Here is a 14,799-nt window from a genome sequence, read left to right on the forward strand (position 1 = left end):
AAGGCTACTTCAATAAATGTTCTTTTGTCAATGAAAAAGGAGGATACGCTGCTCGTATCCTCCTTTTGTTGAATCATTTTCTATTATTTAGAGATCACTGGCCTCACTGGAAGAACGGATTCAATTTTACTTTGTAGCTCAATATCTTTCTGACTGCCAAAGTAAATATGAATGCTGCCAGCATCTTGGCTTGTCCGAATCAGTCTCCCAATGCCCTGCCTTAGACGAAGCAGCATGTACGGAAGGTCCACTTCAGTAAATGCATCTTTCGCTTCATTCCGTTTTGCTTCAAATACTGGGTCATGCGGTGGATATGGAAGTCCCCAAATGACCACATTTGTTAGAGACTGTCCTGGAATATCCAGCCCTTCCCACAGGTGAACGGAACATAACACAGATGTTTCATCTGCTTGGAACTTTTGAACAATGGTACTGATCTCCTCGTCTCCTTCAAAATACACATGGAAAGGCAGTGGTTCATTTGATGCATCGAGCTGCTTTCTAAATACATGCAGTTCATCAAATGAAGGGAATAAAATAAGAGATCGACCGCCATTTTCTTTTACCTGAGCCAGCACGTGCTGACCTTTTACATCTGACTCTGTCATTGGCTGCTGAATTCCGTGGAAATACATTTGCATTTGCTCCTCATAATCATACGGCGAAGCCACACTCATGGATAAATAATCTTTGATCCCAAGGCTTTCAGCTAAATAATCAAATGATTGATTTTCAGACAACGTAGCAGATGAGAAAATATAAGGGATTTTTTGTGAAAATACCTTTTCACCAAGCACCTCTGCTACCGTTTTTGGCATGACGACAAAGGTTGTATCTAATTCCTGCTTCTCCAGCCAGCTAATGGCATTTTTCTGATAAAGCGACAGAGAATACGCCATCTGTTCAATGTACTCTTCCACAACAGACAATTCATATTGATCAATTGTGTACATCTCTGATTCAAATACGAGCGCTTCTCCAATCTTCTCAAGCAAATCACATAATTCACTTGCTGAACGCTTCACCTCATCTACACGACCAATTTCAAGACGGTGTGATCCTTTGATTTCTTTGGCATTCGTTTTTAAGAGGTAAAAGAACTGATCGTTTGTTGCAAGTGCATCTTCAACAAGTTCTGCAAACTCTTCACGAATATCATTTTGCAAAAGACGCTCCAAAAACGTCTCAAGTGTTGATTGCTTCACTCGGTATGTTAGCGCTTTTTGTGCTGCAAACTCAAGAAGATGTCCTTCATCAAATACAACAGAGCTATGCTCAGGAAGGAGCGGCAGCTGTCCTTCACGTTTACGTGACTCCTTTGTCCATACATGCTCCATGTAAAAGTCATGAGAACAAATGATGAGGTCTGTGGCTTTTCGGTAATGGTCTCTTGATAAATTCAAGCCACAGCGGTGCCGCATGTCGCACGTTAAGCAGTCCTGAAAAGAGTCATAACCAATTCTTGACCACTCATCATTTGTTAATTCTGGATACTCTTTTCGATCACCATACGGATAAAATGTCTGCATCCCATGAGATTCATGAACAAATGAAGGAAGCGATTCATAAATGTCGAGCCACTTCTCATCATCTTCACGTTGCATCGTTTTCTCTAGTTTCTTTAAGCACAAATATTGATCATGCGATTTACTTAATCTCGCATCTATTTGAATATCAAGGTGATTGGCAATTTTATAGATATCACCTTCTTGTTTGACCAGCTGTTCAATTAACGTTTCGTCTGCACATGCAATGATCGCAGGTTTCCCTGTATATCTTGCATATGTGACCGCAAATAAAAGGTAAACGATTGTTTTGCCTGTGCCTACCCCAGCTTCGGCAAACATCACACTTTTTTCTTTAAAGGCTCTTTCTAACTGAAAAGCCATGAATATTTGTTCATCTCGAAGATCAAAGCCCTTTTCTGGCAAGATGTCATAAAACACATCACCAATCCAGTTTCCCAGTTCTTCGTAAAAATTATGTTCTTTTGTTAATGAAAAAGGCAAACGAGATGCTGTCACCTGCTCCAACCCCCAACTTTTGAATCATTCAGACATTCAATAGTAACATTTATGCTGGGGTATGACAATCTTTTTTTAAGAGCGCAGGCGATGCTGGTAGCTTTCCTTCATTAAAAATGCGTGCTCTGAATGGTCTATGTAGTTTTGAGCCATTGCTAAGTTCTCGATGGCTGCCGTAAGTTTAGCAGATTGTCCTGTTTCAATCCCTTCTATTTCTCGGGCTGTTGAAGCGAGTGCTTTTTGAATTAACTGAAATTGATCATAATGAATCATGAAGACACCTCTTTTTTTAAAATCAAGTTCAGTTTATTCCGTCCCGTCAAGACTTATACCTTTTTAGCATAAAAAATCCACACCTTCTCGTGGTGTGGACATTTGTTACGATTCAGTTGTTTCTCTTCTAGGCCTGCGTTTTCCCCAGTATTGATAATAGTCTGTTTTAATAAATCCATTAAACAGTTTTCTCTTTTTCGTCGCTTTTCTTCCGAAACACTCTTCGAATTTTTCATGTGACGTTAAAATGTAAATGGACCACGTATCTAGGTTTTTCAATGCTTCGCCCATGCCTTGATACATTTTTTCCACAGCTGGCTTATCGCTGAGACGTTCACCGTAAGGCGGATTTCCGACAATCACACCATACTCATCTTTTGTTTGAAAGTCTTTCACTTGCATTTGCTTAAATTGAATCAGTTCACTAAGTCCAGCTTCTTCTGCGTTCAGTTTCGCAATCTCTACCATACGATGATCGATATCGCTCGCGATAATGTGAAGCGGCTGATCATAGTTCGCCTTTTCTTCTACTTCAAGGCGTGCTTTGTTCCAAACGTCCTCACCGATCCATTCCCATGATTCAGATGCGAACTCACGGTTAAATCCAGGGGCAATATTTTGTCCAATCATCGCTGCTTCAATAGCAATTGTGCCTGATCCGCAAAAAGGATCGACAAACGGACGGTCAGGTGTCCAGTTCGTTAATAAGACAAGCGCCGCTGCAAGGGTTTCTTTAATCGGCGCGCCTCCTTGATCTGCACGGTATCCACGTTTATGAAGACCCACACCAGACGTATCGAGCGTCAGCAATACTTTATCTTTTAATAGTGCTACCTCGATTTTGTATTCAGGACCCGTCTCTTCTAGCCATTCAGACTGTATGTTGTAAGATGATCTAAGTTTTTGCGCGATAGCCTTTTTGACGATACGCTGACAATCCGGCACACTGGCAAGCTGAGATTTAACAGATTTACCAATGACAGGGAATGTACTATTTTTCGGTAAAAATGCGGCCCAGTCAATGGCTTTTGTCTGCTCAAAAAGCTCGTCAAATGTTCTAGCCGAAAATTCAGCAACTTGGACCTTGATTCGGTCTGCTGTACGCAGCCATAGATTCGCACGGCAGATGGCAAGCGCATCTCCTTGAAAAATAACTTTTCCGTTATCTACAGTGCACTCATACCCGAGGTCTCTTACTTCTTTTGCAACAATCGCTTCAATTCCCATTGGCGCTGTTGCGATGAGTGTATAGGTTTTCATTTGTTTATCACCTGTTTTCTCGTTCTTTTCTTAATCAAGATAAAAGCTCTCCATATGTAGAAATAGGAGAGCTTTGATTTCATCATGTTTATGATAACGGATATAACGTTCTGTAAGCCATGTTTTGTTCCATCGTACTACAAACGGCAAAAGCCTCGTACTCAGGTGGTAATCATCTATCTACAGAATTCTCTGTCCTTCTCTCCGTTTGGTTCCTTTGAGAAAGTTCCCCTACCAAGTTTGGGTTTCTCGCTCGAGGGGTTTACCGCGTTCCACTCTCACCATTTCTAGTGAGACTTCGTCACTGTGGCACTTTCAAGGATACTTTGCCATATCCTAAAAGGACGTAGGCATTTTTCCTGCCGTCAGCCTTTCCCAGGCTGCCCTGGCTTATTTTTTCGCCAGGCACGAACACTACGGGCATCTCAGCACCGTGCGAGCATGGACTTTCCTCTGCAATGTCAAAGCATTACAGCGATTACCCGAACGTTAATCAACATGCGTTATTATAAACGACAATGTCATCTGACACAAGCTTTTTTGGTATTACTCAATCATAAAGTTTGCTGCCGAAAACGTGTTTCTCAAGATTAGATAGTCTTTTTAAAATATCAAAGTTTGTTGTATTGGACTGTGCAGGCTGTCTTTTCCCTTGCTCAACCGCTTCTTCAAGCTGTTTTGACAAGTGAAGGTTTTCTTGTTGGAGTTTTTCAATTTCTTGATGGAATGTCTCATAGTCTTTAATGACCATATCTAGAAATTTATCGACTTCTTCTTGTTTATACCCTCGGACACCTGTTTTAAATTCTTTTTCTAAAATTTCTTTCGCAGAAAGCTTTACTTTATCAGCAAGCATCTTTTTCACCTCATATCGTGAATTCATAGTATATTTTTTCAGAAATACGTGACGTTGTCAAATTTTCTCTTGCTTTTAGTCAAAAAACGGATCTTCCGCCTCAACCTGTGCTCTTAAATCATCCATAGTGATATACATTATTGGGTAGTCGGTATAGGTTTCAGCTTCTTTGATCATATATTTTGGCGAGCCTTCGTGCTCGGGATCATATAAGACGAGAAGGCCGTCCGTTTTTTCAATAAAAAAGCGGTTCTTTTGTTTAAATTGTGCCGGACTTTCATACGGTCTATGCGTGACACTTTCTACAAAATCAGCTTGTGCAAGAACGCCTTCATACAGCTCTTTATTTTGTTCATTCCAGCGCTCTTCCTGTTCATAAAATGGTGTAATGACAGCAAGTTTTAAATCTGGAAACTCCTCTTGAAGCTCAAAGACCACTTCAGCTGTCCATATTTCTGCACCTAACTGACCTGAAATGAGCACCCATTCCAGCCCGTCTTCAATGAGTGCCGTCAGCCTTTTCCGAAGTTCCGCTTTTATGTATTGAAGTGCAGGCTCGTCTTGTTTGAAGATCCCAAGCTCAAATGGCTTGTACCCTGTGACAGCAATAATTTTCATTTTTTCACCTGCTTTTAAAAAAAGGGACTTATAAAAGTCCCATTTCACTTTATCTGTTACAGCAAGGTCCACCGCAGTTAAAGTGTTGATGTGTTGCCGGGTCCACCTGAGAAAACGTATGCGGGAAGTAGTGAACATGTTGGAAATTTTGGTGATGAACATTTGTTACATGCTGCGGGTGGATGTGCGGCACAATTGTAGTTGACTCACTATGCGTACAGCAGTGATTCGTTGGATGTACAATTGGCTGTGTAACATTTGGATTGCAATGATGATGATGGTACATGTAGCATTCCCCTCTCCTTGATTTTCTTACATTAACAATGTATGAATCAAGAGGTGTACATGTACTAATGCATTAACCTATTTTAAAAGTTTGCAAGAAAAACATCTTTATAGTTTGAAAACACAAACGCGACCAATATGACAACAAGAAAAAACAAGTAGAAAAGACCCTTATACATGCTCTACGCTCCTCATTCAATATCTAACGTTATTTTACAGGATTCGTGACTTTTCTACAATAAAAGTGCTAAACAATTTTTATTTTCGGCCGAGAGCCGAACGTTGTCATTTTTTGCGCTTTCCCAGGCAATAATTTCATTGCCCAGCTTTTCTTAAGAGCCGCTTTTCTCGCTTGTCAAGTTCCACAATGTCTCGTTCACTTAAAGACGGTTGTGATAACAATGTTTGGGTAATGGAAAGGGCTGCTTTTGGATCTTTTTGGCGGTGTTCTTCATACTTTGCTAGCTCTACACCCGCTTTTAATCTTAAATGAACATCACTTGATTCAAATAGACGCCTCCATATGCATGCCGCTTTATCCCATTGTTTTAACCGCTTGTACTGTAATGATAGATCATAAGCTGCTTGATCCGCATGCTCAAACGCTGCTCCCGTTAATTCTTGCAGGTGCTTTGTTGCTTCCTGCACATCACGGTGAGCAAGATGCCACTTAGCTAATGCATATTTCTCATCGTCTTCCTTCACCGCATCTTTGGATAAGATTTTTTTAGACAAATGAATGTAGAGACTGATTAACGATAAGACATCAAGTTCATTGTGAGTCAAAATTCCTTCAATCAGCTTCGGGTTTTGTTCCTTTAAAAAGTGAAAATAGATCATTGGTGCGAGGAACCCCGGTGTATCTCCCTCTCGATTGACGTGCAGTTCCTCTTTTTCTACAACCGAAAGAGCCATACGCTCATATTTATGTTTCCACAATCTCCTTGACCCATGGAGAAGGTCAAAATGACCAAATTCAGGTAGAGCAGGTATTTGATCACGTAATAATGTATGCCTCGTTTTGACTTGAGGCCAGTCGAATGATTTCCCATTATATGTCACAAGTGATTCGACATCCACCTCACTAAGAAAGCTTTTGTAAAGTGCCGCTTCATTTCCTGGATTCGTGAGCAGATGTTGTTTTACCACCACTTTATCTGAATAAACTCTCGCATGCCCAAGCAGAAAAATCATATTTCCCGTTCCGCCAGATAGTCCTGTTGTTTCTGTATCGAAGAAAAATAGCTCGTGAGGCTTGTAGCCTTTTGCAGAAAGAGAATGCTGAATCTCACTTTTGTTCCATGCACTCACCATCTCCGGCAGTTCTGCAAATGAATATCGCCCATGCTGATGGTCAAGTGGATAGGTCACTTCCCGAATGAGGCAGAAAGAGTCTTCAAAGTAGTAAGGAGCTGCACTTAATTCCCCCCACTCTTTTAGAAATGGAATGGTTTCAGCCGTCACAGTGTGCGTTTGTCCCTCTTTTACTGCCACACGCTTTTCATCTGACTGATTGTGCGACAGGTGTTTTTTCATTCTGTTTAATTTTCCTTTTAATGACATGAGTACGTCTATTCCCCCTTCCCTTAAAATCCTGCCATCAATTGAATGATCCTGCTTTTTCCATCAATCTCTTTCATTTCCATGCCAATACAAGATGGACAGCCGTTCTCGCAGCTGCATCGCTCAATCAGCTGAGTGGCTGCACGGGCAATTTCATCAAAGCGAGCCTGCACCTCTTTACTTAAACCGATTCCACCTGGGTAATGATCATATAAAAATACGGTCGGTTTCCCCGTATGGGCTGCCTTTATTTGAGAAATAACATGAATGTCTGAACGGTCACACATGACAAACGCCGGAACAATATGCTGAAGAACATTGGCAATACCGAGCAAGAGCTGTTCAAGTGTTTTTTCTTCAAATGTCCGCTCTGCTTCATGTAATTCAAACCAAGCAGCACTCGTATGAATCTCTTCTTCAGGTAAGTGAATCGGGCCGGAACCAATATTTTCCCCAGTTGATAATCGAATTTTTTTGAAAATGGTCGGCATTGCATTGACGGTCACATCACCGTAGTGAACAGATACCGCCGCTTTCTCTGTTGTTTGATCAATTTCAAGCACCTTGAGCTGAACTGCTAAATTCGCATCTGTATAATATTCTACATCGACTTGTTTCACATAAGCCTTAAGATGCTCATAATCTAGCTTTTCCACTTGATACTGAACCCCTTCATGTAAATAAATCGCTTCATCATGAAGTAAGGTCATCGCACTGAATCGATCCATCTCCCCAATAATTCGAACGTTCGCTACATCGGATTGATCGACAATGACGACATTTTCCTGACTTGCAGATCTCAGACTGATGCCATGAGCCGGGAACGATTGATCTGACCAATAATAACGGTTCCCGCTGAAATGAAGAACCCCTTCTTCATGTAAGTATTGCAAGATTTCTTCTACTTCCATACTGCCAAACTGTTCATCTTCTCGAAACGGTAGCTCGTAGGACGCACATTTTAGATGATCGACTAGGATGATAAGGTTCTCAGGATTGATTCTTGCCGATTCAGGTGGTCTGTTAAAGAAGTATTCAGGGTGCCTGACAATATATTGGTCAAGTGGCGATGAACTTGCGACCATGATAATGAGTGCTTCCTCATGACGCCTTCCAGCTCGTCCAGCCTGCTGCCACGTACTCGCTACACTGCCAGGATATCCGGTCATGATACAGACTTTTAGCTGTCCAATATCTACTCCTAATTCTAGTGCGTTTGTGCTGACAACACCGAGAATGTCTCCTTCCCTTAAGCCTTTTTCAATCATGCGCCGCTCTTTCGGCAAATAGCCCCCGCGATAACCACGGATCGATTTAGGACCAATTTCTTTTTTCACTAGTTCTTGAATATGACTTAGGATGACTTCAACTCTTACCCTACTTCTAGCAAAAACAATCGTTTGAATTTTTTCTTTTAAAAATGTTTTAGCGAGCTGATTCACAACAGTGGCCGCACTTTGTCTAATATTTAATGGCTTATTGACGACTGGCGGGTTGTAAAAGACAAAATTCTTTTTACCGCTAGGTGCTCCGTTTCGTTCAATGAGATGCACCTTGCTTCCGGTCAGCTGCTCTGCAAGCTCTTTCGGATTCGCTATGGTCGCTGAAGTACAAATAAAGGTCGGGTCACTTCCATAAAATGCACAAATTCGCTTTAGTCTGCGAATGACATTGGCGACATGACTGCCAAACACGCCTCGATATGTATGAAGCTCATCAATGACAATATACTTTAAGTTCTCAAATAAACTGACCCATTTCGTATGGTGAGGCAAAATCGCTGAATGCAGCATATCTGGATTTGTGATGACAATATGTCCTGCCTGTCTGACGCGCTGGCGAATCGCTGGGGAGGTGTCCCCGTCATAGGTTTCACTGTGAATTGGAACATCCATCTCATGAATGATTTCGTTTAATTCACTTTTTTGATCTTGCGCAAGTGCTTTTGTTGGAAATAAATAGAGGGAGCGGCTTGTCTGATCTTCTGCGATCGACTGAAGAACTGGCAGATTGTAGCAAAGCGTTTTACCTGAAGCTGTAGGTGTCACAGTCACCACATTTTCACCATCCATCACACGTTCAAAGGCTTCCTTTTGATGAATGTACAGTTCGCTCACACCTCTTTTTTCAAGCGCCACTTTGAGCCTGTCATTTACTCTTTCAGGAATTGGAGAAGTCAGTGCAGGCTTCGCTTCAATTTCATGCCAATGCTCGACCTGTTCGTCTTTTTTTAAATCTTCTATGAGTTCGTTCATTGTTTTCTTCTTCATCTGGTATCCACCTCTCATTCTAGTGTACCGAATATTTGTTTGCATGACTAGGCGGCAATTTTTTGATGCACCGCTTGTGAGCAAATATTTTGATGTGTTGTAACAATATCTATTACACTTCTATAGTGAAATGATTTTATTAAGGAAGAAGATGATGAGATTGAAAAACGAATTTAAGCCTTTATTTGAACCTTTTACATTTCCAGGGGGTGCCTCTATTGATGGCCGTTTAGTCGTTGCACCAATGACACACTTCGGTTCTCATGAGGATGGCACGATCTCAAAGGAAGAAATTGATTTTATCACCGCTAGATCAAGCGAAATGGGCATGGTCATCACCGCATGTGCAAACGTGACGCCAGATGGTAAGGCGTTTGAAGGACAGCCTTCTATTGCAAGAGATGAAGATATACCTGGCCTTCAAAAACTTGCTTCTGCGATTCAAGCGAAAGGAACAAAAGCCATTATGCAAATTCATCATGGCGGCTCTCAGGCTCTCCCTCATTTAGTCCCAAACGGTGATGTCGTTGCGCCAAGTGATGTATTTAAAGATGGAAAACAAATTGCGAGAGCTTTGACAGAAGAAGAAATTCCTCACATCATCGACTCATTTAAAGAAGCAGCAAGGCGCGCAATCCAAGCGGGATTTGATGGGATCGAAATCCATGGAGCGAACGGATATTTATTACAGCAATTCTACTCCCCGCATAGTAATCAGCGTACAGATCAATGGGGCGGAAGCGAAGAAAAGCGTCTCGCATTTCCAATTGCAGTAGTAGATGCAGTGAAAGAAGCAATCAAAGAGCATGTAACAAAACCATTTATCTTTGGGTATCGATTATCACCTGAAGAACCAGAAACACCTGGTTTAACCATGACAGAAACATTTACTTTAGTGGACGTACTTAAGACAAAAAACCTTGATTACTTGCATATTTCTTTAATGGAGATTGACGCTAAAGCAAGACGTGGTGCTGATACAAGTAAGACGCGGATGGAGTTATTAAAAGAGCGCTGTGGTGACACGCTTCCACTCATCGGCGTCGGCAGCGTCATTACAGCTGAGGATGCACTGAATGCATACAATCAAGGGATTCCACTCATCGCTGTTGCAAGAGAAGTCATTGTTGATCCCGATTGGGCAGTAAAGATTAAAGAAGGCAGAGAAAACGAGATTGAAACCGTCATTAAACGCAGTCAAAAAGACAAGTACATGATTCCAGAGGGTTTATGGACTGTCATGGAAGCAAGTAAAGGCTGGGTTCCAATGGAGGATTAATGTCCTCAATCAAAAAACTACCCTATCAACTCAGGGTAGTTTTATTTGGATTATTTCATTTTCACTGTAAAAAGCTTGGACGTCTGCTTTTCTACAGAGCCCTTAGGTTCTTTGTCAAGATGTTCTACTAAATCACCATTCATGATGACAATTGGTGTCACTGTGCTTGCCGCTTTTTCTTCAATCAGCGCTAAATCACACGTAATGAGAGGATCACCTGCTTTCACTTTATCCCCTTCTTTTATGTGTGCTTCAAAGCCTTCACCATTTAATCCAACCGTTTCAAGTCCGATATGAATCAGAAGCTCAAGCCCCGAGAGTGTTCGAATCCCAATTGCATGTTTTGTATGGAAGAGTTGAATAATTTCACCATCTACTGGTGACACAATGGTGCCGTTTTTTGGTTTTACAGCTACGCCGTCTCCCATCATCTTTTGAGAAAAAACGGGATCTGGTACATCGGTCATATCCATTAACTCTCCATCAACTGGAGAATAAATGACTTCTTCCTTTACATCATCTTGGTTTTTTCCGAAACCGAATAATTTTTTCAGCAATGTTCATTTGCTCCCTTCAAGCTTTGCTTCTAGATCTATTCAGCGTATAAACTTTCACGCCCATACACCTTGCTTCATTCAACACTATTTAATCATAATTTTTTCCTCTCATCAATTGATAACCGCCTGAGCCCCTTTTGCATAGGCTGTAGATGAGAGGTGATTCAAATGAAACATGAAAGTGAAAAGAAACACGAGTTGTTAGCAAATGAAGACATTCTATATGAAGCAATTGAACAATTTTTTGCATCATCGCCGTTTCACGACATTTTAAATAGTGCAGAGGCGCTGATGACCACAAGCCATTCACTTGCATCCATTACAACTGATGTGACAGAAGATGATCAATATGTATATATTGAGATTCGATTTCCAGACCATTTTGTCGAAGGTGATATCGCACTAGAAGTGAAAGCGCAATATTTACACTTATCGGTACAGGAAAAAATCAAAACAGACACGACTTCCTCCTATTCAAGCTTTACCAAAACCATTTTAATGCCTGCAAAAATAGATGAAACCAATATGAAGAGCGTTTGGAAAGATCAATCACTTCGTGTGACTGCGCCAAAACAAACAACCCAATAGATGTATATCTATTGGGTTTTGCTATGCTTTAAAAATACTAGTAAATCCTTTCGCCAATGAGCCCACTTGATTCATTGTACTCATCATTTGTCCAGCAGTATCAAACATTTTATTAAAATCGTATTGCCCATTCGTTTTTTTAAATTGTGACAGCACACTTTTAAATTGAGATGATTGCTGTTTTTGCGGCCTTGGCAAAGGATAAGGATTCATAGGCTGCTGCATAGGCATCATGCCCGGCGGCTGCATTTGCGGCTGATTCATTGCTTCAGGCTGCGGCTGATAAGGCTGGAAGTTTTCCTGATATCCAAAAGGCGGCTGATAGCCTGCAGACGGCGGCTGGTTCATTTCACCTTGATATGGGGGCATGAAATATTCTGGAGGCTGCGGAGGCTGCTGCATATCTGGATACGGAAAAGGCCGTTGCTGAAATTGATTCATTTCATAAGATGGCTGGTTTGAATAAGGGAACACGTATCTCGCTCCTCTCGCTCTGAAAACATATTGAAGTCAATGATATATTATGTTCAGGAAGCAGAAGATGTGCCTACAGCAGCCATAAGAAAAACGCAGGCTGTTTCATCAGCTGCGTTTGTTGATTTCTTCTATTAAAAGGTTCAGTGTATAAATCACTGATTCAACTAAATTTTTCACACGAGGTGCATGCTGTTTGCCAAAATAAGATTGCAGCACAACCTCTTTTCCATTTTCTTGGACGGCTTCAAGCTGTTCTTGATGTAAGTATCTAGGTTTGGCCTGATGAATAAATGAGGTAGCAGCAGTAAGCCACTCTTCCATTTGCTGATCAAATTTGACAACGGCCGGTTGAATATCGTTGTAAAAATCATAAACTGGGTATTCCTCTTCTGCCTTTCCCTTTAGGTACTGCTCGTATGCTTCTTCGATCCACGTGATCAACTCTTGTGTATGTTTAAGTAATGTTTGATTATCCAAAGTGTTCACCTCTATGAACCATCCTATCAAACGTTTACTTATTGCTCAAATAGAAAAGCTATCCGGCGTGATATGCGGGTCTTGCCTGCAGCTTATACTCTGCTGCATGAATTTTCAATTCACATTCCTTCACTTCAGATTCAAGACGGTCAATGATTTGTTCTTGCTCCTCTACGGCAGCGTTTTTTGTTTTTTTGACAGCTAAAGACAGTTCTTCTTCCACCGCATCAATCTTTCGCTCAATTTCCTCTAACAACTGCATAATGGATTCTTTTGATACAAATTCGCTCATCATCAGATTCCTCCTTTATCATCTCTCGTTACATTCTCTTTTCTTTTGCTCCCTCCTTCATACATGACAAAACTAGAACTAAATCGCCAATCTAAGTGAAGATAAGCGCAATTTCTTCCATTTCGACACGTGCTTGTCCTTCTTTGTATGATCGCGTCCGATTGTGTAAATTCTAAGGACAAAGGAGGTAGATGTCATGAAAAAGCAGCAAGCACCAAAAGAGCAAAAAACAAAAGGGAAAGAAAACAGTACAGATCAGCTTGATAAAAAGCTCGGCGGCCCTAACCGTCCATCCACGTAAAAAAAGCAGGTACCCCCTGCTTTTTATTTATGCAAAAAATAGTGTTCTAATGAGAAAAGAAAACGAAGCTGCCTTTTTTTATGAAAATACCAGTCGGTCAGCTCAATTTGTTTTGGTAAGCGCTCTACTTCAAACAAGGATGGACTCAATTTCTTTTGAAACCAATCTTCCCTTTGATCGTCTAATGAATGTGTCATGACTGGATACACCGTTCTGAGGAAAGGGCTTGACCTTCGCGCAATCCCTAAAAACGGTTCAAAATCAAATCGAGATCCCGTATGCGGCACGGTATGCAAAAAATGATAAAAATCCGAAAACAAATCGGCTCGAAACAATAGTTTTGCTAGTTTTTTCCCTAACGTAATGCGCTCTTTTACTTGGGAAAACTTTCGTATGGTTAAGCCGTACAAATGCCCGTCTACTGTCGGAAAAACGACGGTTTGAAAATGTGCCCACTCGCTGAAAAGATATTGAATCGAGTGAAAAACATTCTTTTTCAGGAGAGGATTTTGTATAATAGGAGATTGTATAGTATATTGTTCATTTATGATGAGTGCATGCAGCAGTCGCTCTGTGTCACGCGTTTGCCAAAATCGTTCCCACTCAGCGCTCATAAAACGAGACACACCGAAATGGGGCAGCAGATGAAATAAAGGTTTACGGCACCTTTTTGACCATTCATACAAGAGAAGCTGCGGGTAAGCATCTGAAAAGATCAGCCAATTCGCTCTTTCATATGCTGTAAAGAACAGATGCCCTTGCTGATCCGTTAAACCCGGATGGAAGAGCTCGCCTTTTAAATCTGTCATCGACCATCCAGCATTTCTGGAGACAAAAGAAGCAAGCAGAGACCATTTCATCTCTGGATGACGGTCATAAAAGCGCTTGTACGCATTTGTCCTTGTCAGGTTGTCCTTATTTTTCGCTTTCGTTTCATGTAAAATATGCTGGGTAATCATGTGCTCTTGTTGTGACAACATGGTGATCTCTCCAATACAAAATGCATTAAAAGGAGGCTGAAACTTGATGATTCGGTATCCTAACGGAAAATCGTATCAGCCCATTCAACAAATTGGGACAAAAAAAAGAATCAGCGGCGAATCATCTTATAGTAACCGCGGGATGACGCTTGAAGCTGACTTAAATGAAACGAACCAGTACTATTTGGTCAACGGGATCGCAGTCATTCATAAAAAGCCTACCCCTGTTCAAATTGTCAATGTGGATTATCCAAAAAGAAGCGCTGCTGTCATTAAAGAAGCCTATTTTAAACAATCCTCCACAACAGACTACAACGGGGTATACAAAGGGCGTTATATCGATTTTGAAGCAAAGGAAACCAAAAGCACCACCTCGTTTCCACTCAAAAATTTCCACGACCATCAAATTGAGCATATGAAACAGGTTGAAAAGCAAGGCGGTATTTGTTTTGTTATTATATCCGCATTTGGTTCCGTTTATTATTTGTCCGCTACTGACCTCTTCTTCTTTTGGGAGCGGCAGCAGCAAAACGGCCGAAAATCCATTAGCAAAGATGAATTAATGGAAGCAGGTCACCTCATGACACTTGGATATTCGCCAAGAATTGATTATATTAAAGTAGTGGAGACACTTCATTTTTCGGATGACAGCAAGCAACATTTACGTTCGAAAAAGGTTTAACACGAAAGGTTGAGATG

General features: G+C 41.1%; 17 protein-coding genes and 1 other RNA gene. 4 read left to right on the forward strand and 14 right to left on the reverse strand.

Going from position 1 to position 14,799, the window contains the following annotated elements:
• Positions 1–83 precede the first annotated feature (83 nt).
• The 9 genes from NST01_RS10070 to NST01_RS10110 form a co-directional block, all read right to left on the reverse strand.
• Positions 84–2,024 carry an ATP-dependent DNA helicase gene (locus NST01_RS10070; protein ID WP_249476709.1) on the reverse strand — a complete coding sequence of 647 codons (1,941 nt, stop codon included), beginning with the start codon at positions 2,022–2,024 and terminating at the stop codon, positions 84–86.
• A 75-nt stretch (positions 2,025–2,099) separates the two neighbouring features.
• Entirely contained in the window at positions 2,100–2,297 is a 198-nt protein-coding gene (locus NST01_RS10075; RefSeq protein WP_017359721.1) for a hypothetical protein, read from the reverse strand.
• A 105-nt stretch (positions 2,298–2,402) separates the two neighbouring features.
• Positions 2,403–3,557 (reverse strand): THUMP domain-containing class I SAM-dependent RNA methyltransferase, encoded by a 1,155-nt coding sequence (locus tag NST01_RS10080; protein WP_007500859.1) that lies wholly within the window; start codon positions 3,555–3,557, stop codon positions 2,403–2,405.
• Positions 3,558–3,665: 108 nt separating this feature from the next.
• Positions 3,666–4,047, reverse strand: an RNA gene (gene rnpB / locus NST01_RS10085) — RNase P RNA component class B.
• 60 nt (positions 4,048–4,107) lie between these two features.
• A complete protein-coding gene (gene gpsB / locus NST01_RS10090) occupies positions 4,108–4,413 on the reverse strand; it encodes a cell division regulator GpsB (RefSeq protein ID WP_008344631.1) in 306 nt (101 codons plus the stop codon).
• 75 nt (positions 4,414–4,488) lie between these two features.
• Entirely contained in the window at positions 4,489–5,031 is a 543-nt protein-coding gene (locus tag NST01_RS10095) for a DUF1273 domain-containing protein (RefSeq protein ID WP_202394241.1), read from the reverse strand.
• Between the two features lie 49 nt (positions 5,032–5,080).
• The gene (cotD, locus tag NST01_RS10100) at positions 5,081–5,317 is read right to left on the reverse strand and encodes a spore coat protein CotD (protein ID WP_072368252.1); all 237 of its coding nucleotides are present in this window, start codon (positions 5,315–5,317) and stop codon (positions 5,081–5,083) included.
• 314 nt (positions 5,318–5,631) lie between these two features.
• Positions 5,632–6,879 carry a ribonuclease H-like domain-containing protein gene (locus tag NST01_RS10105; protein WP_046343825.1) on the reverse strand — a complete coding sequence of 416 codons (1,248 nt, stop codon included), beginning with the start codon at positions 6,877–6,879 and terminating at the stop codon, positions 5,632–5,634.
• 23 nt (positions 6,880–6,902) lie between these two features.
• Positions 6,903–9,149 carry a DEAD/DEAH box helicase gene (locus NST01_RS10110; protein WP_046343826.1) on the reverse strand — a complete coding sequence of 749 codons (2,247 nt, stop codon included), beginning with the start codon at positions 9,147–9,149 and terminating at the stop codon, positions 6,903–6,905.
• 160 nt (positions 9,150–9,309) lie between these two features.
• Between NST01_RS10110 and NST01_RS10115 the strand changes: the two genes are divergently transcribed.
• Entirely contained in the window at positions 9,310–10,428 is a 1,119-nt protein-coding gene (locus tag NST01_RS10115) for an NADH-dependent flavin oxidoreductase (RefSeq protein ID WP_024718533.1), read from the forward strand.
• A 50-nt stretch (positions 10,429–10,478) separates the two neighbouring features.
• Here the strand turns inward: NST01_RS10115 and NST01_RS10120 are convergent, their stop codons facing one another.
• Positions 10,479–10,985, reverse strand: a complete 507-nt coding sequence (locus tag NST01_RS10120) for a PTS sugar transporter subunit IIA (RefSeq protein WP_008344623.1) — start codon at positions 10,983–10,985, stop codon at positions 10,479–10,481.
• Between the two features lie 168 nt (positions 10,986–11,153).
• Between NST01_RS10120 and NST01_RS10125 the strand changes: the two genes are divergently transcribed.
• On the forward strand, positions 11,154–11,573 hold the full coding sequence (locus NST01_RS10125) for an Hsp20/alpha crystallin family protein (RefSeq protein WP_007500867.1): 420 nt from the start codon (positions 11,154–11,156) through the stop codon (positions 11,571–11,573).
• 21 nt (positions 11,574–11,594) lie between these two features.
• On the opposite strand, the gene NST01_RS10130 is transcribed toward NST01_RS10125, so the two are convergent.
• The 3 genes from NST01_RS10130 to NST01_RS10140 all read right to left on the reverse strand — a co-directional run bounded on the left by NST01_RS10130 (position 11,595) and on the right by NST01_RS10140 (position 12,819).
• On the reverse strand, positions 11,595–12,047 hold the full coding sequence (locus NST01_RS10130; RefSeq protein ID WP_017359729.1) for a YppG family protein: 453 nt from the start codon (positions 12,045–12,047) through the stop codon (positions 11,595–11,597).
• A gap of 108 nt (positions 12,048–12,155) precedes the next feature.
• Entirely contained in the window at positions 12,156–12,536 is a 381-nt protein-coding gene (locus NST01_RS10135) for a YppE family protein (RefSeq protein WP_225310452.1), read from the reverse strand.
• Positions 12,537–12,585: 49 nt separating this feature from the next.
• Positions 12,586–12,819 carry a DUF5446 family protein gene (locus tag NST01_RS10140; RefSeq protein WP_224558417.1) on the reverse strand — a complete coding sequence of 78 codons (234 nt, stop codon included), beginning with the start codon at positions 12,817–12,819 and terminating at the stop codon, positions 12,586–12,588.
• A 196-nt stretch (positions 12,820–13,015) separates the two neighbouring features.
• On the opposite strand from NST01_RS10140, the gene sspM reads away from it, so the two are divergent.
• Complete coding sequence (gene sspM, locus NST01_RS10145; RefSeq protein WP_017359731.1) at positions 13,016–13,120, forward strand: acid-soluble spore protein SspM; 105 nt, start codon at positions 13,016–13,018, stop codon at positions 13,118–13,120.
• A 23-nt stretch (positions 13,121–13,143) separates the two neighbouring features.
• Here the strand turns inward: sspM and NST01_RS10150 are convergent, their stop codons facing one another.
• Positions 13,144–14,100 (reverse strand): DUF2515 domain-containing protein, encoded by a 957-nt coding sequence (locus NST01_RS10150; protein ID WP_041507037.1) that lies wholly within the window; start codon positions 14,098–14,100, stop codon positions 13,144–13,146.
• A gap of 46 nt (positions 14,101–14,146) precedes the next feature.
• Between NST01_RS10150 and recU the strand changes: the two genes are divergently transcribed.
• A complete protein-coding gene (gene recU / locus NST01_RS10155) occupies positions 14,147–14,782 on the forward strand; it encodes a Holliday junction resolvase RecU (RefSeq protein ID WP_017359733.1) in 636 nt (211 codons plus the stop codon).
• Positions 14,783–14,799: the final 17 nt, after the last annotated feature.

Origin of the sequence: Bacillus sp. FSL R7-0166 (assembly GCF_038008935.1) — a bacterium.
Classification (GTDB): Bacteria; Bacillota; Bacilli; order Bacillales; family Bacillaceae; genus Bacillus; species Bacillus altitudinis.